The sequence below is a fragment of the Hoeflea phototrophica DFL-43 genome (assembly GCF_000154705.2).
Lineage (GTDB): Bacteria > Pseudomonadota > Alphaproteobacteria > Rhizobiales > Rhizobiaceae > Hoeflea > Hoeflea phototrophica.
Genome location: NZ_CM002917.1, coordinates 210,870 through 236,141, shown reverse-complemented (window position 1 = coordinate 236,141; position 25,272 = coordinate 210,870). Strand labels below are relative to the sequence as shown.

The following is a 25,272-nucleotide window of genomic DNA, read 5'->3' as shown; positions in this document are numbered from 1 at the left end:
CGGCTCGGGCGAATTAAATTCTCTTTGCGGTGACGCCCCTCATTGACACAGCCGCGCAGACCCCCTAAATCCGCGCCAATGCCCAGATGGCGGAATTGGTAGACGCGCCAGCTTCAGGTGCTGGTACTGGCAACGGTGTGGAGGTTCGAGTCCTCTTCTGGGCACCATTGATTTGCGCTAAGGCGTTGAAAAACCGTCGTGATCTGAAACAGATCGTGGCGGTTTTTTGCTTTTTTCAGCAAGACAGAAAACGTTGTTTTACCCTGACTTGTTTCCGCTGGTTTCGGTTCGCCATAGCATTTGGGGGCTTACCGGCCCCGTTTTCATCTCGGCCTAGTAAAAGAATTATGGCACCCGGCAACGCTGCCGTTTGCCCGCGTTTTTGGGCAGCCCTGCAACGACGTTGAAGCGCGGCAACACCCGCAGGTTATCAGCCGATCGCCTCAACGATCTTGCGCAGTTCGGCGCTCTTTGCTCCCAGCAGCAGGACGTTCTTGAGGGCCGTCTTGGGGTCGGTGGTTCTGAACAGGACACCGTTTTCGCGAAAGTCGCGATTGATGATCTGCCGCCGCTGCGCCGCATTTTCCTCCGTCTTCATGGCCACCGCAAAATACATCCGGGAGTAGTTGGGATTTATGCGGTTGAAAAACTGCTCATCGGCGGTGATTTCGGCCGTGAAATTGGCAATGTAAAAGCCCCAGGTGACACCCTTGTATTCGGCAAAGTCGGTTTTCGAGGCCGTTACGTGGACATAGCCAAGATGCGGTGCCGTGGCCAAGGTCTTGTGAAAGATGATCTTCGGAAACTGTATGTCGTAGTGGAATGTGTTGAGCCGCTGATGCGTCTTTTTGCCAGCGTTTTCAAGTCGGACGCCGGTTCGCTCCGCGACCTCTTGATAGGTCAGGAAGCGCCGCTCCTCTTCGAGCCAATCCTCGGCGTCGCGGGCAATGCGCCCGGTTCTGAGGAAATTGGTATGGACTGCCTTCTTCAGATCAAGCCCCTTCTTGGGCGACTTGGCCGTGTAGTATCTGAATTTTGACATTTCGAGCACGAGTTGAGGTTTCCTTAGGGAAATCATGACCTTCAATGGTTAACGGGACGCTGCAGCCACCGCGCAAACGAGCAATGCAGCACTGACTGATCCAGCATGACCATCACAACATACCATGAAGCCCCCTGATTCGGGTGCGCTCATGTCTGCCTCTCTTTACCCGCCACAACCAGCCCGAACCTTTCGAAGCGCGGCAAGATGCCATGAGCATCGCATGACCATACCTCGCGCCCAAACCCGTATCAGGTCTTGGCTTTCCAGTCCGCGTACCAGCTCTTGAAGAGATGGTACTGGCTTTCCGCGTAGTTCCTTTGCGAATCGGTCAGTGCATCCGTCTCGTTGAAATGCAGCGTGTATTCTTCGTCACCGTTCAAGACCATCAGATGCTTGTAGTAGAGAACCAGGTCCGCGCCTTCGTCAAATGAGGACAATACGCCCAGCGCCTCCTCAAGTTCCTTGGCCTGTACCCGCGCTTCGGCATCGCCTCCTGCGGCCTTCTGGCAAAGCGCCACCAGGTGCAGCACTTCGCGCGGCAGGGCATTGCCGATTCCGGTGATGGCTCCGGTGGCGCCGCAATTGACGAAGCCGTGATAGACATTGGTGTCGACACCCACCATCAGCGTGACACTGTCGTCCGCCGAGGTGATGTTTTCAGCCGCATAGCGCAGATCCTCAGCGCCGCCGAATTCCTTGAAGCCGATCAGGTTTGGATGGTCCTTGCGCAGCGCGAAAAACAGATCGGCGCGGGTCGCAAAACCATAATAGGGGCTGTTGTAGATCACCGCCGGCAAATCGGGTGCTGCCGACAGGATCGCCTTGAAATGGGCGGCCTGGGCCGCAGCCGAGGCTCCACGCGAGAGGACCCGCGGAATGACCATCAGTCCCTGAGCTCCGATTTTCGCTGCGTGCGCCGCATGCGCCACCGCTGCTGCGCTGTTGATTGCGCCGGTCCCGACCACTGTCGGGATGCCGGCGGCGACAAGGCGCTCCACGCCTGCCATGCGCTGCGCGTCGGTCAGAAGCGGCCAGTCGCCCATCGACCCGCAATAGACCACCGCCGACATGCCGGCCGCGATCAACTCCTGCCCCTTGCGCACCAGCGCATCGAAATCCGGGGTCCGGTCTGCCTTGCACGGCGTCATCAGGGCAGGCATGCAGCCGGTGAAGATCGAGTTGTCCATCAGGGTGTGTCCTTTGTTTGCAGCGAAACGATATCAGAATCCGGCAATCCGGTGGAAGTGGGTCCGGAAGACTGATGTTGCCGCGGGGCTATCGTATCTGATCGCCGGCGCTTTGTTTCACAAGCGCCATGGTCGCGGCAATCACCGCCTGGGCATCGGCCAGCGATCCGGCCTCTGAGTAGACCCGCATCTCCGGCGCGTTGCCCGAGGGCCTGAGATGCACGATCCGGCCATCCTCGAGCGTCACCCGGAGACCATCGGTCCGATCGATGTGCCCCACGGTTCCAAGCGTGGCAAAGAACCCGGCGCAAACAGCCGCATCACCGGAGAGCCGGACGACCAGCTGCTGGCTCTGTGCGGTCGGGAAGTTCTCGATCCGGTCGCTGGCAGCAACCGGCAGGGCCAGGCTCGCCACATGGGCCGAGAGGCTTTGTCCGGCTTGCCGCGCGGCCGCAAAGGCGCAGAGGATCGGGAGCACGCTGTCACGGGTTGGCAGCGGCGCAAGACGGGCCTGCGAAGACTCGATCACATTGCCGGTGAGCACTCCGCCATTGGCCTCAAACCCGATCACCCGGCGCATGTCTTCCTCCAGCGCCGCATTCATGCCGGCGATCACGAAGGGGGACCCGACCCGGGTGCGCCAGACCCGCGCATCGCAGTGATCTTCGATGCCGGAATTGGAGGTGACCGGGGTGACGACCGCATCGGCACCGAGATGGCGCGCAACGATCAGGCCCAGGGCGTCGCCACGCAGCACGCTGCCGGTTTCATCGACAACCAATGGCCGGTCGCCATCCCCATCGGCAGAAACCAGGCCATCAAGGGACTCGCTTTGCACCCAGCCCGCCGTCAGCCTCCGGGTCTCATCCGAAACGGCTTCGGTATCGACCGGAATGAACCGGTGCGAATGACCCAACCGGATGACCGCTGCACCTGCTTCGGTGAGAATTCGTGCCAGGGCCTCGCTGGCGGCCGAGCTGTGCTCATAGAGCCCGATGCGCAAGCCATGCAGACCTTCACCCGCCACAAAGCCGCGATAGCGCGCAACAAAGGCGTCGAGAACCTTGTCATGTTCGCTCTGCATCGGCGCAGCGTCGGGCAGGGTCTGTCCCAGGAATTCAGGCGCCAGGGCCGATATCGCCGTTTCATCGGTCTTGTCGATCTCGCCGTCGGGCCGATAGAATTTCACGCCATTGCGGTCATCCGGGATGTGCGACCCGGTGATCATCAGCGCGGCGGCGCCACGGCCCATCGCATGGAGCGCCAGCGCCGGGGTCGGCACCACACCGCAATCAACGGGAACATACCCTTCCGCGCGCACTGCGGCAGCGCATTGGCGGGCGATCTCGGGGCTTGAGGCGCGCATGTCGCGGCCGATGAAGATGGGCGAGCCAGGCTGAGCCATCGCATGCGAACCAAGATGCCGGGCGAAAGCGCGGGCATGGGCGGATGCGGTCCCGTCGGTCAGGTCGCCAACCAGGCCACGCAGGCCGCTGGTACCGAATTTCGCAGCCATCATCACCTCTCCTGATTGCCCACCGCGCTGCCGCTCAGGGCAGCAATTCCTCATGCCGGAGATACTCCACCAGAGCGCAGAACACATGGTAGAAGCTGCTCGTCGGCATGTCTTTTGAAATCACCCGGCCATTGGGATCGATCTGATCGTACCAGCCGCCAGGCGTGGGCGCGGTGAGATAGCGGTTGAAGATCACATCGAGCATCCGGATGAACAGCGTCTCGTCGCCGGGCAGACCGTCTGCACGCGCCAAGAGCCCCGCCTTGAGCGCTTCTGTCTGACACCACAACCGCGCCGTACCGATCATGTCCGAGCCATCCGGCGCCATGGAATCACACACCGCATCGGTGCCGCGGGCATGGCCAAAGGCGTGGCTGGTCGCATAGAGCTTGCGGCAATATTCCTTGAGCTGCGGATGGTCCGTAAAGCGCGCCTGGCGCAACAGCAACCAGACCCATTCATAGTGATGGCCGGGTTCGATCCGGGTGGGCTTGTCGGCGCGCACAGACCAGTCGCGATTGAAATGCTCCGTCACACTCCAGCTTTCGGGGTCAAAGAACACGTTTGTGAACAGATCAACCGAGGTCTGGGCCCGGTCGAGGAAAGCCCGCTCGCCGGTGACCTCATACCAGGCCTGCATGGCCTCGAGATAATGCATGTGTGGATTGGCGCGGCGGTAATCGAGCCGGAGGCTAGATTCGTAAAACCCGCCATTGGCCCGGTCGACCAGATTTTCGTCCATATAGGCAATGGTGCGCTCGGCCCAGACGCGTGCTTCGGGCCATTTGGTCGCGCGCCAGAGCCAGGCCAGCGCCAGCAGCACAAAGCACTGATCATAGGTGTCGCGCTGCGCGTCCTTGACCGTGCCATCGGGGTTCCACAGGTGGATCCAGCCGCCACTCTCATGCCATCCGGTCTCGACCAGGGTCTTGAAGCAATGCTCCAACAGATCAGGCGGCCCGCCCTCCCAGCCCAAAAGCCGGGCGTAGGCGAAGCAGTAGATCTGCCGTGCGAGAACACGGAGCCGTTTGTATCCATGGTCCGCAGGGGTTCCATCATGATTGAGGGCTTCGTGAACGCCGCCGTACTGCCGGTCGATCCCGGCACCTGCCCAAAGCGGCAGGGCGGTGTCAAACAGCCATTTGCGGATCACCCGCGGCGAGGGCACCGGCCGTCCGGAATGGGCGACGGCAAGCGGTGGCCATTCGCCCGATTGCTTGACCTCATTGGCAATGTCCTTGACCAGGTGCGACTTGTCACGGTGCACGATGAGAAGCGCATCAGGTTGTGAAACCACGATGATGTTCTCGAGACCCGCAACCGTAAGCAGCCTGTCCTCGGAGCGCAGATAGCTGTTCCTGACATCAATGGTCAGCACATCGCCAAAGCGCGCATTGCCGGCTTCGTCGAGCGGCGACCCATCATGCAACTGGTTCCATGACCCCAGGTCGTTCCAGTCGAAGGAAGCGGCAACCACGCCAATGACAGGCGCGTTCTCCATAACCGCATAGTCGATGGAGATCTTGGGGCTCGCAGCAAAGGCTTCAGCATCGAGACGGCAGCACTTTCCGTCGATGACGGCATTCTCGACCGCGCGCTTGGCCTGGGCCCAGACCTCGGGTTGCTGACGGGCGAGTTCGGCCGCCATCTCGCCGGCCCGGAACATGAAAATCCCGCCGTTCCAGAAAAATCGCCCGGACCGCAGAAAGGTCTCCGCAGTCTCGAGATCCGGCTTTTCGCGAAAACGGGTGACATCGTAGACGGGGCCGTTGCCCTCGCCGCGCTCAATGTAGCCATATTGGGTTTCAGGCCGGGTCGGCGTGATGCCAATGGTCATGATGCCGCCGCGTTCGGCCAGCGCATCGGCGCCGGTGCGGATCACTTCGAAGAATGCGCTGGTGCCCGAAATCTGATGGTCGGAGGGAAGCACCAGCACCATGCGTTGCGGATCGCTTTCGGCGAGATCGGCAATCGCCGCGGCGATGGCTGCGGCGGTGTCGCGAATCAGTGGCTCGAGAATGTAGCGCTCAACCTCGACGGAGCCGGTTTCGCCCTGCTCGACCAGCAGGGATTCAAAGGCTACTCCACCAACGATCCGGGTCGGAAGATAGCGAAGGCCTTCACCCTTGTGATCAACGCGCTCCAGCGTGTTGGTCAGCAAGGTCTTGTCGTTGACCAGCTTGTGGAACTGCTTGGGCTTGGAATCGCGCGACATCGGCCACAGCCGCGATCCTGCACCACCGCACAGGACAACAGGCGTAATGGTGTGGCGTGAGCCCATGAAATGCTCCGGAAATGCTTCGCCGGAAGACCGGCCTTGTGACTGGCCGCATTCTATCGGCAAATCGTGAAAATACCCTAAGGACGAGCGGGGTTAACCTGCAATATCCGATATGAGTTGCAAATGCCAAGGCCCTGATTGTGGCGGACAATCGACAAGGCATCCAAAACCCTGCGCTCAGTCCTCGACACGAAGAGGACGAGACATCAGGGCGATGCGCGCCTCATCTGCTGACATCCGCCCTGCAAGCACCTCCCCGGCGGTCTGCATAACGGGGCAGACAATTTGATGCTGCGCGGCAAGGGTGTTGGCGATCGCGACGGTGTGAACCCCTTCAGCGAGTTTCAGGCCTGTCACATCCCGGCCGCTGCCAACAGCAACGCCATAGGCAAAATTGCGCGAAAGCTCCGAAGAGCAGGTCAGCACCAGATCGCCAAGGCCCGACAGGCCCATCAATGTTTCAGGGCGCGCGCCCATGGCCACACCGAGCCGAACCAGTTCCGCATAACCACGTGTGACCAGTGCCGCTTCTGCGCTGGCGCCCATGCGTCCGCCCCGGCAGATGCCGACAGCGATCGCCATGACGTTCTTGAGCGATCCGCCGATCTGGACGCCGATCACATCATCGGATGCATAGATCCGGACGGCGCCGCCAGACAACGACTGGGCCAGCGCCTGGGCCAGGTCAAGATCCGCCATGGCCAGAGTGACCGCTGTGGGCAGACCACGCACCACATCGGCCGCAAAACTCGGGCCTGACAGCACCCCGATCGGATGACCGGGCAGATGATCGGCAATCAATTCGCTTTGCATGCGGCCAGTCTGGTTGTCGATGCCCTTGGCGCAGGCAACCACTGTTGCGCCGGGCGGTAGCGATTGCACAGCCCGGGCGGCGATTTCGGCAGTGGTTTGCGCCGGGGAAACGAAGAGCACTGTCTCTGCGTCCGAAAGCACGGCGCTCATGTCCGTGCTGGCACTGAGCCCTTCCGGCAAGGATGCCGTATCCAGATAGGCGCGGTTGGTGTGGTGGCGGTTGATTTCGTCGCAGATCTCACTGCTACGGCCCCACAGCCGCACCGTATGCCCCTGAAGCGTAAAGGCCGCGGCGAGTGCTGTTCCCCAGGCGCCAGCGCCGAGAATGGAGATGCGGGACATGGATTTGCGGCCTTTCCGGTTGGTTCAGCGGCCATTTCCGCTCGGCCCGGACAAACAGGCATTGTACCGGGCGGTACCCAGTTACTAAGCAGGGAAACCGCGTGCAAGCTCTAAGCGGATTTGGCTGCCTGAGCCTGAGCCTCAGCATCCTCAACAGGCTTGAGCTGCATCGCGGTCCGGCGCCAGAAATCCGACATCAAGGCCGGGTCGCGAATCGCTTCAAGCTCCCGCCAGTTCGGGAACGAAGTCTCGAACATTTCAGCCGACATGCGCTGGTCCTTGTAGGGATTGAGCGCACCACCAGCCGACAGGACGATCTCGTCGAGCGCGTCGAGCATCTTGAGCGTCGCCGGACCCGAATTGGCGAAATCCAGCGTTAAGGTGAAGCCCGGACGCGGGAACGACAGCAAGCCCGGAGAAGGAACATCGCCAAAGCGTTTCAGCACGGTCAGGAAGGAAGCTGCGCCACGGCTCTGGGCACATTCGATCAGCCGGATGGTGGTTTCCCGGGCGGTCTCGGCCGGATAGACGCTCTGGTGCTGAAACAGGCCACCCGGTCCGTAGAGCCGGTTCCAGTCGCGGATTGCATCAAGCGGATGGAAATAGCTCCCCCAGGGGACGATCGCCGTGGCCGCCGATTTCGGGGCGCGGCCAAAGTAAAGCGCATTGAAGGCTTTCAGTGTCAGACGGTTGAGCAGATTGACCGGCGGTGAAAACGGGATCGCGAGCCGCGGCGGCGCTGGTGGCTTGGCCGGTCCACCGTCCTCGGCATGGTCACCTGCCATCAAAACGCCCCGGCCAAGGTTTGCACCGCGGGCAAGCTGATCGATCCAGGCGACAGAATACTCATGTTTGGCATCGATGGCATCAATCGCATCGAAGTAATCATCGATGGACCCGAACCGGAAGGCGGTCTGGCGCACATTTGCCGACGGCACCTTCATCAGCCGGATGGTGGCTGCTTCTATGACGCCGGTCAGTCCCATGCCGCCAATCGTGGCCTCAAACAACTGCCGGTTCTGATCAGGCGAACAGGTGACCCGGCGGTCATCGCTCATGAACAACTCGAACGAGATGACAGAGCGGCCGAAGGTGCCCCGGCGATGGTGGTTCTTGCCGTGGACGTCATTGGCGATGGCTCCGCCAAGCGTCACCTGTGCGGTGCCGGGAGTGACCTCGAGGAAATAGCCATGCGGCATCACAAGGGTCAGGATTTCCGACAGCAGCACGCCCGCATCCGCGGTCAGCAGGCCGGTATCGGGATCGAAGGCACGGATTGCAGATCCCGGACGCATCGGCACCAGGCGGCCCGAATCATTGTGGCAGCTGTCGCCATAGGAACGGCCATTGCCATAGGGCAGCATGGCTCCTGCCGCGCTGCCGGTCAGGCTGGCGAGGCCGGTGGTCGCGCGCGGACATCGGACCACCCGGCCCCAGCTGTTGAGTTCGGATTGCATGTTCACCACACATTCAGCGTCGCAAGAATGACCAGCGCAGCACCAACAAAGGTGGTGACCTGGCTGCGCCAGTCACGCATGATGAAGACCACCGGATCGTCATGCATCTGCGAACGCCGGGCCAGGATCCAGATCCTGAGCAACATGTACAGAATCAGCGGGCAGAGCGGCCACAGCAGCCAGGGCTGGGCGTACATCGAAGTGACTTCATCGCTGTGGACATAGAGCGCCAGAACCATGGCAGCAGAGAATGCCGAAGCGACGCCAGCCTGACCGATCATGTCCTTGTCGGATCCGGCGTATCCACGGCCCTTGAGTTGCGCATCGTCGCTGTTGGCAAGCTCATCGAGTTCGACATAGCGCTTGACCAGAGCCAGACTGAGGAAAAAGAAGATCGAGAAGGCGAGCAGCCAGAATGACAGATCGGTGCCGGTCGCAGCCGCACCGGCGACGATTCGCAACGTGTAGAGGGCTGCAAGCGTGAACACGTCGACAAGAAGCTTGCGCTTGAGCACAAAGGTGTAGGCCGTGGTGATGGTCGCATACATGGCCAGCACGGCCCAGAAAAGCGGCGGCAGAAGGCTTGCAAGCGCAACCGAGGCAGCAAGCAGGGCGACAGCAGCAACGCTGATCACCGGAACCGACACAGCGCCACTTGCCAGGGGGCGCAGGCGCTTGCGCGGATGCTGCCGATCATTGGCCAGATCCGAGATGTCATTGACGATATAGACCGCTGAAGCAAGGAAGCTGAAGGAGAAGAAGGCCGCGATGGCTGCCAGCACGAGATTGGTGTCGGCGAATTCATGGTTGAGCACCAGCGGGACCGCAATCAGCACATTCTTGAGCCATTGATGGACGCGGATCGATTTGAGAATCGCAAGCGGTGAAATCTGCGCGAGCGGAAGGAACTCGGCCCGGTTCTTCGCGCCCCACTTTCTGGCAGCCGAATCCGGCGCAACGATAATGGCGCGGCGGGCGGCATCAAAGACGGCCAGATCGTCGCGGCTGTTGCCGGCATAGTCAAATCCGCCATCGCCACAGATCGAGACCAGCCGCTCACGCTTGCGCGATGAAGTGAGGTTTTCAGCATCGGTGGAATGGAGCACCCTGTCGAACAGGCCGAGATGGTCTGCGACGGCCTTGGCGGTGGACTCGGCGGCGCCGGTCACCAGCCAGACCGGTTGGCCTGCCTCACGCGCCTGCTTGATCCTGGCAATCACCTCATCGCGATAAGGCCAATCTGCGCCCTTGTGGGCAAGCCGGGCGGCAATTTCCCGTTTGAGGACTGCTTTGCCGGACAGCGCCCAGAAAATGGCGGCAAAAAACAGCCAAGGACGCCGGATCAGAACCGAAACCAGCCCTTCCCAAAGGCTGTCGGTTGCGATCAGTGTCCCATCGAGGTCAATGCATAGCGGCACATGCCGATTGTCGCTTAGAGCGTCCATGATTGTATCCCTGGTTCAATCCGATCCAAGGATTGGCAGGTAAACACTGTTTTTTTGGTAATAGGGGCGAGATTTCGGGGTGAATTGCGGGAGAAATAGCCCGAAACCTGCCCTTTTGGTTAGTGAAATCTTATGCTCGTTGCGGCGCAACTGACCGGAATCGCCTTGAGAGGCTGGTCATCGGAGATACCCCGGGGTGATATCCAAGAGCCGGACAGTGTGATGCAGCCAAAGCTTTACTCTGGCTCTAGGATGGCTCGCAAACGAACGTTGAAGCTGGTCTGTGAAGAAGAAATGGTGGAGCCAAGCGGGATCGAACCGCTGACCTCCTGCATGCCATGCAGGCGCTCTCCCAGCTGAGCTATGGCCCCGGGACGCAAAGGATCGAACGAAGTTCTGCTGCCTTTGCGAGAACCAGCCGCGTCTGGCGGCTGGCAGGTGCGGCTTAATACTTCCCAAGCCGCACAAGATCAAGACGTAAAATCAATCCTGCGACAGTTTCCCGAACCCATTGGTCGCGGACGCGCCCGGAACCTTGATCCTAGTGGTCGTCATCGTCGTCGTTAACACCGATGATGTCGCTGACATCGTCATCGTCGTCATCATCATCGTCGGCAAGGAATGTATCGTCTTCGTCGTCTTCCAGGTCGACATCGGCATCATCGTCGATATCAGGAATATCGTCGGACTTTCCGGTCTTCGTGGTATCCTCGTCAGCCTCTTCAAGGGAAACGATTTCCACGTCAGCGGTTTCGTCATCGAGTTCTGCGACTTCCTCCTGCTCCTCTTTCTCCTGTTCCTTCTCCAAGACAACGGCTTTCGACGTTTCCTCGAAGAATGAAAGCGGATAGGAGGTGCCGGTGTAGGGCGACACGATGGGGTCTTTGTTCAGATCGTAGAATTTGCGCCCGGTTTCGGGGCAAACGCGTTTTGTTCCAAGTTCCGGTTTTGCCACTGTCGAAGCCTCATATACTTGGCGGGAAGGTCAAGGCAGGCGCGCCCGACTTCCCATTTCGGCGGGTCCGGTCCCCATAATGATGTTGGGCGCGGCTGTCAAAGCCATTCTCACCGATAATTTGAAGCAAGCCGGATGACGCAGGCCCAAGGCCTGTGGTAGTCAGCCAAGCGCAACGGTCAGCTTCGCGGCCGAACCAACCTCAACAGCCTGGAAATCGACTATGGGCCACGCCGAAATACCCCTTCGCCCCGCAAGTGCGTCAAAAAGCCGATCGCTCAAAGGCGATATCCGGATACCGGGCGACAAATCGATTTCCCACAGATCCTTCATGTTCGGCGGACTTGCCAATGGAGAAACAAGGATTACCGGGCTGCTCGAAGGCGAGGATGTGATCAACACGGGCAAGGCGATGCAGGCCATGGGTGCGTCGATCCGCAAGGAGGGCGATGCCTGGGTGATCAACGGAGTCGGCAATGGATGCCTGCTGGCGCCGGAGAAGCCGCTGGATTTCGGCAATGCTGGGACCGGCTGCCGGCTGACCATGGGCCTTGTCGGGCCCTATGATTTCGATACGACCTTTGTTGGCGATGCATCCCTGTCACGCCGCCCGATGGGACGGGTGCTCGACCCGCTGCGGCTGATGGGCGTTCAGGTGCGCTCGGAAGACGGTGACAGGCTGCCCGTGACATTGCACGGCCCGCTCGCACCCGCTCCCATCAGCTACCGGGTGCCGATGGCCTCGGCCCAGGTCAAGTCGGCGGTGCTGCTGGCGGGATTGAACGTTCCGGGCGTCACCACCGTGATCGAGCCGGTGATGACCCGTGACCACACGGAGAAGATGCTCGCCGGCTTCGGTGCCCAGCTGGAGGTGGAAACCGGCGCTGACGGTGTGCGGACCATCCGGCTCGAAGGCCGCGGAACTCTGACCGCCCAGATCATTGATGTCCCAGGAGACCCCTCCTCGACTGCTTTCCCGCTGGTCGCGGCACTGCTGGTTCCCGATTCGGATGTGACAATCCGCAACGTGTTGATGAATGAAACCCGCACCGGGCTGATCCTGACGCTGCAGGAAATGGGCGCCAATATCGAGATCATCGATCCGCGCCAGGCCGGCGGCGAGGATGTGGCCGATCTCAGGGTGCGCTCGTCGGAGCTTACGGGCGTGAACGTCCCCGCTGATCGCGCGCCGTCGATGATCGACGAATATCCCGTTCTGGCGGTCGCTGCGAGCTTCGCGGAAGGCGAAACCGTGATGACCGGGCTCGATGAGCTGCGGGTCAAGGAAAGCGACCGGCTTTCTGCCGTTGCGCGCGGGCTCGAGATCAATGGCGTTGACTGCACCGAGGGCGATGACTGGCTTTCGGTTCGCGGCCGGCCCGATGGCAAGGGCCTTGGCGCCCGGTCAGAAAAGGCCGTGGTCAAGACCTGGCTCGATCACCGCATCGCCATGAGCTTTCTGGTGATGGGGCTTGCGAGCGAGCATCCCGTGCATGTTGATGACAGCGCCATCATCGCCACCAGCTTTCCCGAATTCATGGACATGATGACCGGGCTTGGGGCCAGGATTGACATCGGGAGCGCCCGGGGATGAGCGGCCGAACCATTGATTTCTGCTATGACCTTATCTCACCCTTCGCCCATGTGGCGCTGAAGCGGCTTGATGAGCTTCCCGCAGACGTCACTGTCAGGCCGGTGCCGGTATTGCTCGGCGCCATTCTCACCCATTGGGGTCAGCGCGGGCCTGCGGAAATTTCGGCCAAGCGGCTTCACACCTACAGGCTGTCGGTGTTTCTGGGCCAACAACACGGACTTGAGATCCGCTTCCCGCCAAGGCACCCGTTCAACCCGCTGAAGGCACTCCGGCTATTGGCGGGTCGTGAAGCAGATTTGACAAAAGTGCAGGCCGCGTTTGACTTCGTCTTTGAGCAAGGCCGGGCACCCGACACCGAGGAAGAGCTCGCCGCCCTTGCGGCAGCGATTGGCGTTCCCGTTTCGCTGGCCGAGGATGATGCGGCCAAATCGGCGCTGAGGGCCAATACCGATCAGGCCATTGCACGAGGCGTGTTTGGCGTGCCGAGCTTTGTCGTCCCCGCCGTTTCAGGCCACCCCACCTCTTCCGGTCAAGAGGTGTTCTGGGGCGTGGATGCTTTCGACATGCTTCTGGCATGGCTGGATGATCCAGGCCTCTTCGAACAGCACCGCTACAGCCATCTTGATGATGTGAGCATAGGGATCGCGCGCAAATAGCAGCTGCGAGCCCCGGTCTTTCAGGAGCCTGTGACATGTACCTTCCCCCCCAATTCGCCGAGACCGACGAAGACGTCATGCGGGCGCTGATTGCTGCGCACCCGCTGGGTCTGCTGATTTCCGCCTCTGAAACCGGCGTGCAGGCCAATCCGGTGCCGTTTCTGGTGTCGAGCGAGGACGGCGCAACACGGCTGCGCGCCCATCTTTCGCGCGCCAACCCGCAATGGCGCCATCTGCAGGACGGCGCTTCGGTGCTGGTGGTGTTTCAGGGCGACGACACCTATGTGACGCCATCCTGGTATCAATCCAAGGCCGAGCACGGCAAGGTGGTTCCAACCTGGAACTATGCCATGGTGCAGGCACGCGGGTCTGCGAGCGTGGAAGAGGGGCCAGACTGGCTCGCTCAACAGGTGGGCGCGCTCACCGACCGGCATGAAGCGGGCCGGAACGCACCATGGAAGGTGGAGGATGCACCGGACAAATTCGTCAAAGCGCAATTGCGCGGCATTGTCGGCATCGAGATCGCGGTGAGAGAACTGACCGGCAAATGGAAAGTCAGCCAGAACCGGCAAGAAGCCGACCGTCAGGGCGTGCATGCAGGCCTGACAAAAGATGGTGCAGTGGAGATGGCCGAGCTGGTGCGGCGTTACGGCGGGCTGTAAGGCAGTTGAGAGGCGGACGGATATTTGAAAGACACACACATCATCATTGCGATTGACGGCCCTGCGGCAGCCGGCAAGGGAACATTGTCAAGGCGCCTGGCGGCCCGGTACGGGCTGCATCACCTCGATACCGGCCTGACCTACCGCGCCACCGCCAAGGCGCTGCTGGATCGCGGTCTGCCGCTCGATGACGAAGGGCTGGCTGCGGATGTGGCCCGCAATCTCGATCTTTCCAGTCTCGACCGTTCGGTTCTGGCGGTTCATGAGGTGGGCGAAGCCGCCTCCAAGGTGGCGGTGATGCCCAAGGTCCGCCGGGCCCTGGTGGAAGCCCAGCGCGACTTTGCCGCAACGGCACCCGGAACAGTGCTGGACGGGCGCGATATCGGCACGGTTGTTTGCCCGGATGCGCTGATCAAGTTCTATGTTACCGCCAGCCCGGAGGTCCGGGCGCAGCGGCGATATGAGGAAATCATTGGCCAGGGCGGAAGTGCCGACCTTGCCGGAATCCTCGCTGATCTGAAGAAACGCGATGCCCGCGACAGCGAGCGGACCGATTCGCCGCTCAAGCCCGCGCCCGATGCGCACTTGCTAGACACGAGTGAAATGGGTATAGAAGCCGCGTTTGAAGCAGCCCGCGTCCTGGTGGATGCTGCGCTTCAGACGTGAACTAAGCCAGCGAGCCTGTCCCGCGCCGTACTTGCCCTGCCTCGATGAAGGTTCAGGGCAGACAGGCATCGCCGGTCCGATCAACACCAACCAGGCGCATCCGACCGCACTAATTTTTGCGGTCGCCAGGAGAATTCATGTCACAAACTGAAACCATGACAGAGGATTTCGCATCCCTGTTTGCTGAATCGCTTGCCACGCAGGACCTGTCCGAAGGCTACGTTGCCAAGGGCACCGTGATGGCTATCGAGAAGGACGTCGCGATCATCGACGTCGGCCTCAAGGTCGAGGGCCGCGTTCCGCTGAAGGAATTCGGCGCCAAGGCCAAGGACGGCACGCTCAAGGTCGGCGATGAAGTCGAAGTCTATGTCGAGCGTATCGAAAACGCTCTTGGCGAAGCCATGCTGTCGCGCGAGAAGGCTCGCCGCGAGGAAAGCTGGGTTCGTCTGGAAGAGAAGTTCACCGCGCAGGAGCGCGTCGAAGGTGTCATCTTCAACCAGGTCAAGGGCGGCTTCACCGTCGATCTGGACGGCGCCGTGGCGTTCCTGCCGCGCAGCCAGGTGGACATCCGTCCGATCCGCGACGTGTCCCCGCTGATGCACATCCCGCAGCCGTTCGAAATCCTCAAGATGGACAAGCGCCGCGGCAACATCGTGGTCTCGCGCCGTACCGTTCTCGAAGAGAGCCGTGCCGAACAGCGTTCGGAAATCGTGCAGAACCTCGAAGAAGGCCAGACCGTTGAAGGCATGGTCAAGAACATCACCGATTACGGTGCGTTCGTTGACCTTGGCGGCATTGACGGCCTGCTGCACGTCACCGACATGGCATGGCGCCGCGTCAACCATCCATCCGAGATCCTGTCGATCGGCCAGACCGTCAAGGTCCAGATCATCCGCATCAACCAGGATACACACCGCATCTCGCTGGGCATGAAGCAGCTGGAAAGCGATCCGTGGGATGGCATCGGCGTCAAGTACCCTGCCGGCAAGCGCATCACCGGTACCGTGACCAACATCACCGACTACGGCGCATTCGTCGAGCTGGAGCCGGGCATCGAAGGCCTGATCCACGTTTCGGAAATGTCCTGGACCAAGAAGAACGTGCATCCGGGCAAGATCCTCTCGACCTCCCAGGAAGTCGATGTGGTTGTTCTGGAAGTCGACCCCAACAAGCGCCGCATCTCGCTCGGCCTCAAGCAGACGCTCGAGAATCCGTGGGATGTGTTCGCACAGAGCCACCCTGCCGGCACCGAAGTCGAAGGCGAAGTCAAGAACAAGACCGAGTTCGGTCTGTTCATCGGCCTCGAAGGCGATGTCGACGGCATGGTCCACCTCTCCGATCTCGACTGGAACCGTCCGGGCGAGCAGGTCATCGAGGAGTACAACAAGGGCGACATGGTCAAGGCCGTCGTGCTTGACGTCGATGTCGACAAGGAGCGCATCTCGCTTGGTATCAAGCAGCTTGGCAAGGACTCGATCGGCGAAGCAGCAGCCTCCGGCGAACTGCGCAAGAACGCTGTTGTTTCGGCCAAGGTGACCGGTGTGACCGATGGCGGCCTGGAAGTTGTGCTGGTTGATCACGAAGACCTGTCTTCGTTCATCCGCCGCTCCGACCTGTCGCGTGACCGTGACGAGCAGCGCCCCGAGCGCTTCTCGGTCGGCCAGACTGTTGACGCCCGCGTCACCAGCTTCTCCAAGAAGGACCGCAAGGTCGGCCTGTCGATCAAGGCTCTGGAAATCGCCGAAGAAAAGGAAGCAGTCGCACAGTTCGGTTCGTCCGACTCGGGCGCTTCGCTCGGCGACATTCTGGGCGCTGCGCTGAAGAAGCAGAACAGCGACGACTGATCCATCTCGGATCTGACTGTTAAGAACCGAAACCCGCCGGAGCGATCCGGCGGGTTTTTTGTTTGTGGGTGCACTGTTCGCCACCCGCGCCATCGTCATCCTATGGCTCCGACCAAGACAAGCGCAGCGACGTCGTTGCCTCATAGAATCCATTTGTCCAGACCGGATAGGGTGTTTACATTCCGGCATTGGCCGGCGGAACAAGAAATTCAATGAACACTTGCAGAGTTCCGCGGCCCGACGCTTGATCGCAGTGATTGACGTTATTTCTTGTACGTGATACGTATCGTGTATGATTGTGTCATTTGCCAATGCAGAGACTGAGGCTGTCTTTAATGGCGATCCTGTCAAAGGCTTACAGCCCGGCATCTGTAAAACAGCGAGGCGCAAACTCGATCAGATTAACAGCGTCAGTTCGGTGGAGCAGCTTAGAAGCCCGCCCGGCAATAAGCTGCATCCACTGACAAAAGATCGCTCAGGCCAATGGGCCATAAGGATTAATGATCAGTACAGGATATGTTTTCGATTCGAAAACGGATCGGCCTCACTGGTCGAGATCGTAGACTACCATTAGGAGGTTACATCAATGCGCTTACCCGCAAACCGACTGCCGACACACCCCGGCGAAATGCTCCTTGAAGAGTTTATGAAGCCTTATGGTCTGTCTGCCCGTAAAGTCGCTGCCATGATTGGCGTGCCCGCCAATCGGATATCCGAGATCGTGGCTGGGAATCGCTCCGTAACGGCCGATACGGCGCACCGTCTCGACAGGCTTTTTGGGATGGGGGTTGAGACGTGGCTTAGCCTGCAGGCGCATTATGACGCAGCTCTTGCTCTGCAGCAGCACGATTATTCCGAAATAAGGCTATACGCCTAGCGCTAGGTCATAGATTTTCCTGGTGGGGGACATTCCGGCACTGAATCCAACCCCTCTCTTGCAAAAATCTACCGTTTGGCCTGCGATCAAGCCGTTGATTTTGCTTTCTCCCCCACCAGGCTGGAGAGGGCGCGCGCGGCGGCGTCGCACGAAAATCCGCGCCGTTTCTTCCACACCCCCGGCCCCCATGCCATGCTATCCGCACTCCCGCTGCCGGATGGATCGCGAACGTGTCGGACCAGGCGGGAGGAAGGCCTTTTGCGGATCTGGCGTAACGTGCGGCAGTTTGCGAAAGGAGGCGGACACCATCGGAGCTCCGCTGGCGGGCGGTCCTTGTCTGAGGAGCGTGCAAAGCCAGCCACCGGGCCGGGTTTCGCGTCATGCCAGCCTCAAGGCTGGATATGGGCTGAAACACCGGTGCGGGCCTGTGGCGGACATGAGCGGCTCAGTTTGGCCGGTCAGGGTCCGTGCCGGACTCCGGCAAAACCATTCCCGTGGCCTGTCCAGGCTGCGGCCGGAGCAATCCGGGCGGGGGTGAAATCCCGGGGATGGGAGGATCTGCCTGTCGGATGCGGACATCATCCGGCGAGCTTCGGGCCGCGCGCGGGTTGCGCCACCCATTATCTTCATAGTTTCAGAAGGCAAAGCCCGCGGGCGGCCCTCCGGAATGCAAGTGTAAAGTCACACCCCGGCTTTCACCGGCGCGGGTTCGCTGCCGTGTGCCGGGATTTCCCAATTCAGCTGTGGGCGAAAATGTCGGTTTCTTCCCAGCCCATGAGATCAAGCTTGGCGCGGGTCGGCAGAAACTCGAAACAGGCCTTCGCATGGGCCTCCCGGTCATCGCGCTGGAGCCGCTCGGTGAGCTTTGCGGTCAGCGCGTGAAGATGCAACACATCGGAGGCGGCGTATTCGAGCTGCGCCGGCGTCAGCGTCTCAGCGGCCCAATCGGAGGATTGCTGCTGTTTGGACAGATCCACTTCCAGCAGTTCTCTGGTGACATCCTTGAGCCCGTGCCGATCGGTGTAGGTGCGGGTCAGCCGCGAGGCGATCTTGGTGCAGAACACCGGCTCTGTGGTCACGCCGAAGGCATTGTAGAGCACGGCAATGTCGAAGCGCCCGTAGTGGAACAGCTTGCGCCGCTTTCTGTCCGTTAGCAAAGCCACCAGATTGGGCGCCCGCTTCTGCCCCTTGGCGATCTGGATCACATCGGCGGAGCCATCTCCGGGGGAAAGCTGCACCACGCACAGCCGGTCACGGCGCGGCACCAGTCCCAGCGTCTCGGTGTCGACGGCGATGTCGCCCGTGTAACGCGCCATCGCCTGATCGGAGATATCGCCCTTGTGGGCGCGGATGTCGGCCATTGGAAATGTCCTTGTTTAGAACCCCCTGGGCTCATGCACGCAGGTTATCGCGCCTTGGCGGCACCACTCAAGAAAACGGCCAGGCAATTTCTCGCCCGGCCGCCCTGATCTTCAACCGGCCCGAAAGCCGTCATCTGCCTCAGTAGGGGCAGTTGTTGTCCGACATATAGTCGTGAACGGTGATGGTACCGGCAATGATGTCGGCCTTGGCAGCTTCCACTGCAGCCTTCATGTCGTCGGTGACCAGCGGTGCATTGTTCTCATCCATTGCGTAATCAACGCCGCCCTCGGCCAGGCCAAGCACGCTGAAGCCATAGCTGAAGCTGTCGTTCTTGGCATCGGAGAAAGCATTGTAGACGGCCACGTCGACGCGCTTGAGCATCGAGGTGAGAACCTTGCCCGGCTGAAGGCCGTTCTGGTTGGAGTCAACGCCGATGGCGAGCTTGCCGGCGTCAGCCGCTGCCTGGAGAACACCGATACCGGTGCCGCCGGCTGCTGCATAGACAACATCCGAACCCTGGTCGATCTGGGACTTGGTGATTTCACCACCCTTGACCGGGTCGTTCCAGGCCTCAGGCGTGGTTCCGGTCATGGCTTCAAGCACTGTGGCATCCGGATTGGTGGCCATCACACCGCCCTTGTAGCCACAGGCGAACTTGCGGATCAGCGGGATGTCCATGCCACCGACGAAGCTGACAGTGCCGCTCTCGGAGGCCTTGGCTGCCATCACGCCGACAAGGAAGGAGCCTTCCTGTTCCTTGTAGACCACCGAACGCACGTTGGGCTTGTCAACGACCATGTCGATGATGGCGAAATCGATGTCGGGATACTCACCGGCGACTTTTTCAAGCGCGCTGCCCCAGGAGAAGCCGGCCATGACGATCGGGTTGTTGCCGTCGCGGGCGAAGCGGCGCAGGGCCTGCTCGCGCTGGGCATCATTGCTGATTTCGAATTCCCGGTACTCGATGCCGGTCTCGGTCTTGAACTTCTCGGCGCCGGTGTAGGCGGCCTCGTTGAAGGATTTGTCGAACTTGCCGCCAAGGTCGTAGATGATGGCCGGCTTGATGTCTGCGGCCAAGGCGGACGCCGACATGGCGGCCAGTGCGACAATGCTCAAAAGCGTGCGTTTCATAATGTGCAGCCCTGTAGGTTGATTGTTGATCTTATTGGTCCTCCCGCATGCCCGTTGCCGGGCAGACCTGCGGTGTGCGCCGGCTGCATTGAGCCGGATACACGCATCCTTGCATGGCTTTCGGCAAAAACCAACGGCGAAATTTAACACGTGGCGCTTGGCCGCGAGCTGACCCAGCGTCAAAATCCGCAGTTGCGCGGGTTAGCTTGAAGCGCCGCGCGGAAACAGCACCCCGGATGGCTTCAGACCACTTTGTCCGCCGGGGTTCCTGGCAAGATATTGCTGATGGTGTGCTTCGGCGAAAAAGAACTCGCCCACCGGCACGATCTGCGTTGTGAGTTTCGCAGTGAGGCCGGCAGCAGCAAGTGCTTGCTGATAGGTGACAACGGCTGCTTCGGCCGCTGACACCTGCACATCGTCCCTGGCAAAGATGACCGAGCGGAAGAAGGTGCCGATATCCGAGCCCTGCCGCATTCCCTGGGTCGGATCATGGTTTTCAAAGAACATGGCCAAAAGATCTGCATAGGCGAGCCTGGCGGGGTCAAAGACCACCATCACGCTCTGCGCATGTCCGGTCAGCCCTGTGACCACCTCCTGGTAGGTGGGATTTGGTGTGGTGCCGCCCGAATAGCCGACGGCGGTGACGTAAACACCTTCAAGACTCCAAAACCGTTTTTCCGCGCCCCAGAACTTGCCCATGGCAAAGCAGGCGGTTTCAAACCCGTCAGGATATGGCGGCGTGAGCGCCATGCCGCTGACCGCATGCGGTTGCGCGACGTCCATCGCCTCGGCGCGGCCGGGAAGGATTTCGGCCGGTGTCGGCATGGTGGTCTTGCGGTTGAACATGTCGATCAGGAACAAGGCAACACCTTCTTTGCCGGGTTTCGCTTGGTCAGGCTTGGCTTTATCGGGATCCGGGGCACCCAACAGGCACCAGCCTATGTCTTCGCCTGCCAATCATGCAACGGATTTGCGCCATTCCCTGACAAGCAAGCCGGCCGGCTCTGCCCGAAGCGGACCGCTCAGGCAGCGAACCGTCCGGCCGGTTTCTTGCGGCGGTAACCGATGAGGTAGAACAGCAGCGACAGACCCAGAAACACCGCGAAGGACGGTTGCGCCATGACCCAGATCGCCGCCGGGTCCCAGACCCAGAGCGGCAAATGTCCGGCAAACAGATCGGCGACCAGCTCAAGAGTTGCAGGGCTTGCTTCGTTCCAGGACTGGATAAGCGGAGTGAAGATCGGCTTGTGGGCGGCGACAGACTGAATGGCATCGACCAGACCGGCGATGACAGCGACCACCAGAAAGATCAAACTCATGACACGGGCGACAAAACGCATTGCTTCCTCCGGCCTGCTCTCTGCCCCGGGATCGGGCTGTGGGGGCTGCCCCCATCGCCATGACATAAAGGTCTCAAAACGTTCCTGCAATGGCTTCGCCCAAGGCCTGTTCAGCACGCGCCAGAACATTGTGCGCGAGAGCTGCCAAATAGCGGTTGCCAAGAGGGGCGTCTTGGCTATAGTGCCGCCCGATCCGGACCGGGGAAATGCAGCTGCTTTGGCTGCGTGTCAGCGGGATCGGGCGAGGGCCGAAAATGGCCACCGGCTGAGCCGGACAGTCGCCCGGAAAACGGATATGCGGAGAGGTGGCCGAGTGGTCGAAGGCGCACGCCTGGAAAGTGTGTAGGCGGGGAACCGTCTCGAGGGTTCGAATCCCTCTCTCTCCGCCAGCCCCTCGGGGCCCCATTTGTCTTCCCGCTATGCCGCCCGCAAATCCAATGTGCTGGCTTGTTCGCCCGCAAAATAAGCGAAGCCTGTCGGTGAAGGCGGGAGATTGCTTTGTGTTCCGCCAAAAAGCGTGGACGATGTTTCCCCTTACCATCACATCGAAATGTCTCTATGTATTCCCTTCCAAAGGGAGACCCAGATGATCAGATATCTCAATGCCGTGGCGATTGCGCTTATGGTTCTCGCAGGAACAGCCGCAGCGGATGACCTCAAGGTCGGGATCACGCCGCAGATGCAGGCTGTGACGGTGGAGACCCCGGAAGGGCCGATGGAGATCCGCCGGATCCAGGATCAGAACCACGAGATCACCGGCGAGTTCGCCAAGACCTCACGGGCGTGCCCGCCATTCTGCATCCAGCCGGTTTCACCGGCGCAGGGCGTGACGACGATCGGAGAGGTCGAGTTGATCGAAATGCTCAAAAACCCGGAGGCGGTCGTCGTTGACAGCCGCACGGTCGACTGGTTCCGGGGCGGGTCGATCCCGGGCGCAATCAACCTGCCCTACAGCGAGATGGGTGACCGTTTGAACCGGCTTGGTTGCGAACCGGATTTCGATGGCTGGGACTGCGCCAATGCCAGGCCGGTCGCCTTGTTCTGCAACGGATTGTGGTGCGGCCAATCGCCAACCGCAATTCGCGCAATGATAGCTGCGGGCTATCCGGCGGAACGGATTTTCTACTACCGCGGCGGCATGCAGAGCTGGCGGGTTCTGGGCCTGAGCGTCACCGGTGACGGCAAATAATGCCATCCTGTTGACGCTCTGGCGAGGGTTCAAGAACGCCGGAAGGTCACGCCCAGATTGTTGGCCGGCATTTCGGCGACCGAGGCGATGGACAGGCCGGACTGCCCGCCCGTTTCCTCCAGGTCTTCCAGCCGGCGGATCCCCCAGGCGGGATTGCGGGCGCGCAGGTCCGCATCAAAATCGACATTGCTTTGAACCAGTGGATGCCCATCGCGCCGGTAAGGACCATAGAGGAAGAGCACGCCTCCAGCCGGGAGAAGCCTGCCAGCCGCCTTGAGCAACCCCTGTGTCGCGGGCCATGGACTGATGTGCACCATGTTGATCGCAATCATCGCGTCGGCGCGTTGAACCGGCCATTGGTCACCGGCGGCATCGATGTCGAGGGGCGGCAGCACATTGACCGGCTGTTCCGCCTTGCTCCATGCCAGAATCGAAGCGCGCGCCTCCGGTGACGGATCGGAGGGCTGCCAGTCCAGCGCCGGAAACAGGCTGGCGAAATGGATAATGTGTTCGCCCGAGCCGCTTGCGATCTCGAGCACGGTTCCGGTTTCGGGCAGGATATCAAGCAGCACGTCAGATATCGGGCCGCGATTGCGCAGGGCCGCCGGGCTGGAAAGCCGTACGTCTCTTGATGTCATTTGCAATCCTCACCGGCAGCGCAGAGACGTCATTCTTCCCATAAAAGCTTTCGCAAAACCATATCGCATAAGAACCGGCGGATGGATTGGAGCAGGCCAATGCGCTGCCGATGCCAAGGCAGCGTTCTGATGGTGATGTCTGCAAACCTGCAAGGCGAGGGACGTTTCCGTTCATGGTATCATCCTTGCTTGATTGACAGCCTTCAATGACGACAGGGCGGCCATCTGCCATTCAGCAAGAGTGGAGCGGTTGTTCGCGTTTCCAGATTGAGGGCGCTTGGTTTGAAGCCGGGATATGTATCAGATGAGTGTTTTGTTTCATGATCGGCTGAACCTGGCTTTGCTGGGCCTGTCCCTGTTCGGCCTGATTGGCGGGCTTTTCCTGTTGCTCACGGGGCAGCCGGATTTTGCGAAAATCGTCTGGACAACCGGTGTCCTCCCCGTCCTTGCAGCGCTTTGCCTCGAAATCGTTCGCAGCTTGATCAAAGGCGAGGTCGGACTTGACGTCGTGGCGGCGCTGTCAATGTCAGCGGCGCTGCTGTTTGGCGAAACACTCGCGGCAGCGGTGGTTGCGCTGATGTATTCCGGCGGAACCTTCCTTGAGAGTTTTGCCCAGGGCCGCGCCCGGCGGGAGATGAGCGATCTACTAGCACGCGTGCCCAGGACGGCCACACGTCATTGCAACGGCGCCCTGGACGAAGTGCCTCTGGATGACATCGTTGCGGGCGATCTGCTTCTGATCCGGCAAGGCGATGTGGCCCCGGTTGACGGGACGGTCGACAGCCCAAGCGCCTTGCTCGATCAGTCGGCGCTGACGGGCGAATCGATGCCCGTCCGGCTCGCCAAGGGTCAGGATGTGATGAGTGGCTCGACCAATGCGGGCGAAGCCTTTGATCTGCGGGCGACACGGCGGGCCGCTGACAGCACCTATGCCGGGATCGTCAGGCTGGTCGAGGCTGCACAGGAGTCAAAGGCGCCAATGGCCCGGCTTGCCGACCGTTATTCGCTGGTGTTCCTGATCGTGACAGTGGTGCTGGCAACCGCGGCGTGGTGGCTCACCGGCGATCCGATCCGTGCGGTCGCGGTTCTGGTGGTCGCCACACCCTGTCCGCTGATCCTTGCCGTTCCCGTTGCCCTGGTGGCCGGGCTCTCCCGCGCCGCCCATTACGGGGTTCTTATCAAGGGGGCAAAGCCTCTTGAGGCGCTGGCACGGATCAACACGCTGATTCTCGACAAGACCGGCACGCTGACCGACGGGCGGCCGCAGATCGTGTCGATCGACACCCGGGGCGGCATGTCCGAAGACGAGGTTCTGTACTTCGCCGCAGCACTCGATCAGGCATCAAAACACCCGATTGCACAGGCGATCATCGCCGCGGCGCATGCGCGTGGCTCCACCTTGCCGGTTCCTCAAAACCTGGTGGAGACGCCAGGCGAAGGCGTCACAGGAACCGTCGATGGCCTGAAAGTCGTCGTGGGGGGTACCGGGTTCGTCGGGGCCCAGACCGGTGTGGCTGAGGCACAGAGCTCGATTGTCGAGGCGGGGTCTGTGGTGGTGGCTGTTGCCGTGGACGGGCAGCTCGTGGGGCATCTGGTGATGGCCGACGCCTTGCGCAGGGGCACAGCCGGACTGCTGGCCGGTCTTCGCAGATTGAGGGTCAGGCGTATTCTGCTCGCCACCGGGGATCGCCGTGCCGTGGCTGAAGCCGTCACAAAGGGGCTGGATCTTGACGCCGTCCGGTCCGAGCTGACCCCGGATCAGAAGGTGCTGCTGGTGCTCACCGAGCGCAAGAACGGCCCGGTGATGATGGTCGGCGACGGCGTCAATGATGCGCCTGCACTGGCAGCAGCCGATATCGGTGTCGCGATGGGCGCGCGTGGCGCCGCGGCCTCGGCGGAGGCCGCAGATGTGGTGCTGCTGGTCGATCATCTCAACCGGCTGCTGCCGGGCATCGAGATCGCGCAGCGTTCGCGCCGGATCGCCATTGAAAGCGTGGTTGCCGGGATCGGCCTGTCGATTGTCGGCATGTTCGCCGCGGCATTCGGATATCTGACGCCGGTGCAAGGCGCGCTGCTGCAGGAGGTGATCGATGTGGCGGTTATCCTCAACGCGCTTCGCGCACTCAGGATCGTGCCAGGACAACTGGACGGCCAGGAAGAATAGCTGCTCAGGCCTTGTGCAACGACGCCGTGATCTGAGCGCACAGATCTTCGGGCAATGCGCTGGTGGCCTGGGTGAGATTCAACAGTTTGAAGCGTGCGACCACATCAT

22 protein-coding genes and 3 tRNA genes are annotated in these 25,272 nt (G+C 60.9%); 11 read left to right on the top strand and 14 right to left on the bottom strand.

Translation table 11 applies throughout. The features are described from left to right. The first annotated feature begins 80 nt into the window (after positions 1-80). Positions 81-167: transfer RNA gene (locus HPDFL43_RS01095), tRNA-Leu, on the top strand. A 263-nt stretch (positions 168-430) separates the two neighbouring features. Here the strand turns inward: HPDFL43_RS01095 and HPDFL43_RS01090 are convergent. The 9 genes from HPDFL43_RS01090 to HPDFL43_RS01050 form a co-directional block, all read right to left on the bottom strand. Then, positions 431-1,042: a DUF6656 family protein gene (locus HPDFL43_RS01090; RefSeq protein WP_007199704.1), complete on the bottom strand. Its 612-nt coding sequence runs from the start codon at positions 1,040-1,042 to the stop codon at positions 431-433. 251 nt (positions 1,043-1,293) lie between these two features. Next, on the bottom strand, positions 1,294-2,232 hold the full coding sequence (locus HPDFL43_RS01085) for a dihydrodipicolinate synthase family protein (protein WP_007199703.1): 939 nt from the start codon (positions 2,230-2,232) through the stop codon (positions 1,294-1,296). A gap of 88 nt (positions 2,233-2,320) precedes the next feature. Further along, positions 2,321-3,751 carry a phosphohexomutase domain-containing protein gene (locus HPDFL43_RS01080; RefSeq protein ID WP_007199702.1) on the bottom strand — a complete coding sequence of 477 codons (1,431 nt, stop codon included), beginning with the start codon at positions 3,749-3,751 and terminating at the stop codon, positions 2,321-2,323. A gap of 31 nt (positions 3,752-3,782) precedes the next feature. After that, complete coding sequence (locus HPDFL43_RS01075) at positions 3,783-6,029, bottom strand: AGE family epimerase/isomerase (protein ID WP_040448880.1); 2,247 nt, start codon at positions 6,027-6,029, stop codon at positions 3,783-3,785. Positions 6,030-6,206: 177 nt separating this feature from the next. Beyond that, positions 6,207-7,184, bottom strand: a complete 978-nt coding sequence (locus HPDFL43_RS01070) for an NAD(P)H-dependent glycerol-3-phosphate dehydrogenase (RefSeq protein ID WP_007199700.1) — start codon at positions 7,182-7,184, stop codon at positions 6,207-6,209. A 110-nt stretch (positions 7,185-7,294) separates the two neighbouring features. Further along, positions 7,295-8,641 (bottom strand): FAD-binding oxidoreductase, encoded by a 1,347-nt coding sequence (locus tag HPDFL43_RS01065; RefSeq protein WP_040448878.1) that lies wholly within the window; start codon positions 8,639-8,641, stop codon positions 7,295-7,297. A 2-nt stretch (positions 8,642-8,643) separates the two neighbouring features. Further along, the gene (locus tag HPDFL43_RS01060; protein ID WP_007199698.1) at positions 8,644-10,086 is read right to left on the bottom strand and encodes a UbiA family prenyltransferase; all 1,443 of its coding nucleotides are present in this window, start codon (positions 10,084-10,086) and stop codon (positions 8,644-8,646) included. A gap of 295 nt (positions 10,087-10,381) precedes the next feature. Further along, a tRNA-Ala gene (locus HPDFL43_RS01055) sits at positions 10,382-10,457 on the bottom strand. A gap of 170 nt (positions 10,458-10,627) precedes the next feature. Next, positions 10,628-11,041, bottom strand: coding sequence for a TIGR02300 family protein (locus HPDFL43_RS01050; protein WP_007199697.1), 414 nt, complete (start codon positions 11,039-11,041; stop codon positions 10,628-10,630). A gap of 223 nt (positions 11,042-11,264) precedes the next feature. Here HPDFL43_RS01050 and aroA point away from each other — a divergent pair, with 223 nt between their 5' ends. The 7 genes from aroA to HPDFL43_RS01015 all read left to right on the top strand — a co-directional run bounded on the left by aroA (position 11,265) and on the right by HPDFL43_RS01015 (position 17,340). Beyond that, positions 11,265-12,635 (top strand): 3-phosphoshikimate 1-carboxyvinyltransferase, encoded by a 1,371-nt coding sequence (aroA, locus tag HPDFL43_RS01045; protein WP_040448875.1) that lies wholly within the window; start codon positions 11,265-11,267, stop codon positions 12,633-12,635. Continuing rightward, complete coding sequence (locus HPDFL43_RS01040) at positions 12,632-13,291, top strand: 2-hydroxychromene-2-carboxylate isomerase (protein ID WP_007199694.1); 660 nt, start codon at positions 12,632-12,634, stop codon at positions 13,289-13,291. The genes aroA and HPDFL43_RS01040 overlap by 4 nt, the downstream gene beginning before the upstream one ends. A 35-nt stretch (positions 13,292-13,326) precedes the next feature. Then, the gene (locus HPDFL43_RS01035; RefSeq protein WP_007199693.1) at positions 13,327-13,953 is read left to right on the top strand and encodes an FMN-binding negative transcriptional regulator; all 627 of its coding nucleotides are present in this window, start codon (positions 13,327-13,329) and stop codon (positions 13,951-13,953) included. 24 nt (positions 13,954-13,977) lie between these two features. Beyond that, the gene (gene cmk, locus HPDFL43_RS01030; protein ID WP_007199692.1) at positions 13,978-14,619 is read left to right on the top strand and encodes a (d)CMP kinase; all 642 of its coding nucleotides are present in this window, start codon (positions 13,978-13,980) and stop codon (positions 14,617-14,619) included. A 137-nt stretch (positions 14,620-14,756) separates the two neighbouring features. Beyond that, positions 14,757-16,463 carry a 30S ribosomal protein S1 gene (rpsA, locus tag HPDFL43_RS01025; protein WP_007199691.1) on the top strand — a complete coding sequence of 569 codons (1,707 nt, stop codon included), beginning with the start codon at positions 14,757-14,759 and terminating at the stop codon, positions 16,461-16,463. 292 nt (positions 16,464-16,755) lie between these two features. After that, entirely contained in the window at positions 16,756-17,037 is a 282-nt protein-coding gene (locus HPDFL43_RS01020) for a type II toxin-antitoxin system RelE/ParE family toxin (RefSeq protein ID WP_007199690.1), read from the top strand. Between the two features lie 12 nt (positions 17,038-17,049). Next, positions 17,050-17,340 carry a HigA family addiction module antitoxin gene (locus HPDFL43_RS01015; RefSeq protein WP_040448873.1) on the top strand — a complete coding sequence of 97 codons (291 nt, stop codon included), beginning with the start codon at positions 17,050-17,052 and terminating at the stop codon, positions 17,338-17,340. Between the two features lie 737 nt (positions 17,341-18,077). On the opposite strand, the gene HPDFL43_RS01010 is transcribed toward HPDFL43_RS01015, so the two are convergent. The 4 genes from HPDFL43_RS01010 to HPDFL43_RS00995 form a co-directional block, all read right to left on the bottom strand. Beyond that, entirely contained in the window at positions 18,078-18,701 is a 624-nt protein-coding gene (locus HPDFL43_RS01010; protein ID WP_007199688.1) for a ribonuclease D, read from the bottom strand. Between the two features lie 139 nt (positions 18,702-18,840). Next, positions 18,841-19,833: a BMP family lipoprotein gene (locus tag HPDFL43_RS01005; protein ID WP_007199687.1), complete on the bottom strand. Its 993-nt coding sequence runs from the start codon at positions 19,831-19,833 to the stop codon at positions 18,841-18,843. A 201-nt stretch (positions 19,834-20,034) separates the two neighbouring features. Continuing rightward, complete coding sequence (gene msrA / locus HPDFL43_RS01000; RefSeq protein ID WP_040449471.1) at positions 20,035-20,694, bottom strand: peptide-methionine (S)-S-oxide reductase MsrA; 660 nt, start codon at positions 20,692-20,694, stop codon at positions 20,035-20,037. Between the two features lie 161 nt (positions 20,695-20,855). Beyond that, on the bottom strand, positions 20,856-21,173 hold the full coding sequence (locus HPDFL43_RS00995; protein ID WP_040448871.1) for a hypothetical protein: 318 nt from the start codon (positions 21,171-21,173) through the stop codon (positions 20,856-20,858). Between the two features lie 299 nt (positions 21,174-21,472). On the opposite strand from HPDFL43_RS00995, the gene HPDFL43_RS00985 reads away from it, so the two are divergent. After that, positions 21,473-21,562: transfer RNA gene (locus HPDFL43_RS00985), tRNA-Ser, on the top strand. Between the two features lie 197 nt (positions 21,563-21,759). Further along, on the top strand, positions 21,760-22,362 hold the full coding sequence (locus tag HPDFL43_RS00980; RefSeq protein WP_007199683.1) for a rhodanese-like domain-containing protein: 603 nt from the start codon (positions 21,760-21,762) through the stop codon (positions 22,360-22,362). Between the two features lie 29 nt (positions 22,363-22,391). On the opposite strand, the gene HPDFL43_RS00975 is transcribed toward HPDFL43_RS00980, so the two are convergent. Beyond that, on the bottom strand, positions 22,392-23,000 hold the full coding sequence (locus HPDFL43_RS00975; RefSeq protein WP_040448870.1) for a DUF938 domain-containing protein: 609 nt from the start codon (positions 22,998-23,000) through the stop codon (positions 22,392-22,394). A gap of 304 nt (positions 23,001-23,304) precedes the next feature. Between HPDFL43_RS00975 and HPDFL43_RS00970 the strand changes: the two genes are divergently transcribed. Continuing rightward, positions 23,305-25,164, top strand: a complete 1,860-nt coding sequence (locus HPDFL43_RS00970) for a heavy metal translocating P-type ATPase (RefSeq protein ID WP_040449470.1) — start codon at positions 23,305-23,307, stop codon at positions 25,162-25,164. The last annotated feature ends 108 nt before the right edge of the window (positions 25,165-25,272 follow it).

Excerpts from the sequence above, each read along its gene's own strand:
- HPDFL43_RS00970 (WP_040449470.1), top strand. The coding sequence starts at position 23,305 with ATGAGTGTTTTGTTTCATGATCGGCTGAACCTGGCTTTGCTGGGCCTG.
- HPDFL43_RS01060 (WP_007199698.1), bottom strand. The coding sequence starts at position 10,086 with ATGGACGCTCTAAGCGACAATCGGCATGTGCCGCTATGCATTGACCTC.
- HPDFL43_RS01080 (WP_007199702.1), bottom strand. The coding sequence starts at position 3,751 with ATGATGGCTGCGAAATTCGGTACCAGCGGCCTGCGTGGCCTGGTTGGC.
- rpsA (WP_007199691.1), top strand. The coding sequence starts at position 14,757 with ATGTCACAAACTGAAACCATGACAGAGGATTTCGCATCCCTGTTTGCT.
- HPDFL43_RS01090 (WP_007199704.1), bottom strand. The coding sequence starts at position 1,042 with ATGTCAAAATTCAGATACTACACGGCCAAGTCGCCCAAGAAGGGGCTT.
- HPDFL43_RS01065 (WP_040448878.1), bottom strand. The coding sequence starts at position 8,641 with ATGCAATCCGAACTCAACAGCTGGGGCCGGGTGGTCCGATGTCCGCGC.
- HPDFL43_RS01035 (WP_007199693.1), top strand. The coding sequence starts at position 13,327 with ATGTACCTTCCCCCCCAATTCGCCGAGACCGACGAAGACGTCATGCGG.
- HPDFL43_RS01075 (WP_040448880.1), bottom strand. The coding sequence starts at position 6,029 with ATGGGCTCACGCCACACCATTACGCCTGTTGTCCTGTGCGGTGGTGCA.
- aroA (WP_040448875.1), top strand. The coding sequence starts at position 11,265 with ATGGGCCACGCCGAAATACCCCTTCGCCCCGCAAGTGCGTCAAAAAGC.
- HPDFL43_RS01020 (WP_007199690.1), top strand. The coding sequence starts at position 16,756 with ATGATTGTGTCATTTGCCAATGCAGAGACTGAGGCTGTCTTTAATGGC.
- HPDFL43_RS00975 (WP_040448870.1), bottom strand. The coding sequence starts at position 23,000 with ATGACATCAAGAGACGTACGGCTTTCCAGCCCGGCGGCCCTGCGCAAT.
- HPDFL43_RS01010 (WP_007199688.1), bottom strand. The coding sequence starts at position 18,701 with ATGGCCGACATCCGCGCCCACAAGGGCGATATCTCCGATCAGGCGATG.
- HPDFL43_RS00980 (WP_007199683.1), top strand. The coding sequence starts at position 21,760 with ATGATCAGATATCTCAATGCCGTGGCGATTGCGCTTATGGTTCTCGCA.
- HPDFL43_RS01005 (WP_007199687.1), bottom strand. The coding sequence starts at position 19,833 with ATGAAACGCACGCTTTTGAGCATTGTCGCACTGGCCGCCATGTCGGCG.
- HPDFL43_RS01070 (WP_007199700.1), bottom strand. The coding sequence starts at position 7,184 with ATGTCCCGCATCTCCATTCTCGGCGCTGGCGCCTGGGGAACAGCACTC.
- HPDFL43_RS00995 (WP_040448871.1), bottom strand. The coding sequence starts at position 21,173 with ATGCGTTTTGTCGCCCGTGTCATGAGTTTGATCTTTCTGGTGGTCGCT.
- HPDFL43_RS01085 (WP_007199703.1), bottom strand. The coding sequence starts at position 2,232 with ATGGACAACTCGATCTTCACCGGCTGCATGCCTGCCCTGATGACGCCG.
- HPDFL43_RS01015 (WP_040448873.1), top strand. The coding sequence starts at position 17,050 with ATGCGCTTACCCGCAAACCGACTGCCGACACACCCCGGCGAAATGCTC.
- HPDFL43_RS01040 (WP_007199694.1), top strand. The coding sequence starts at position 12,632 with ATGAGCGGCCGAACCATTGATTTCTGCTATGACCTTATCTCACCCTTC.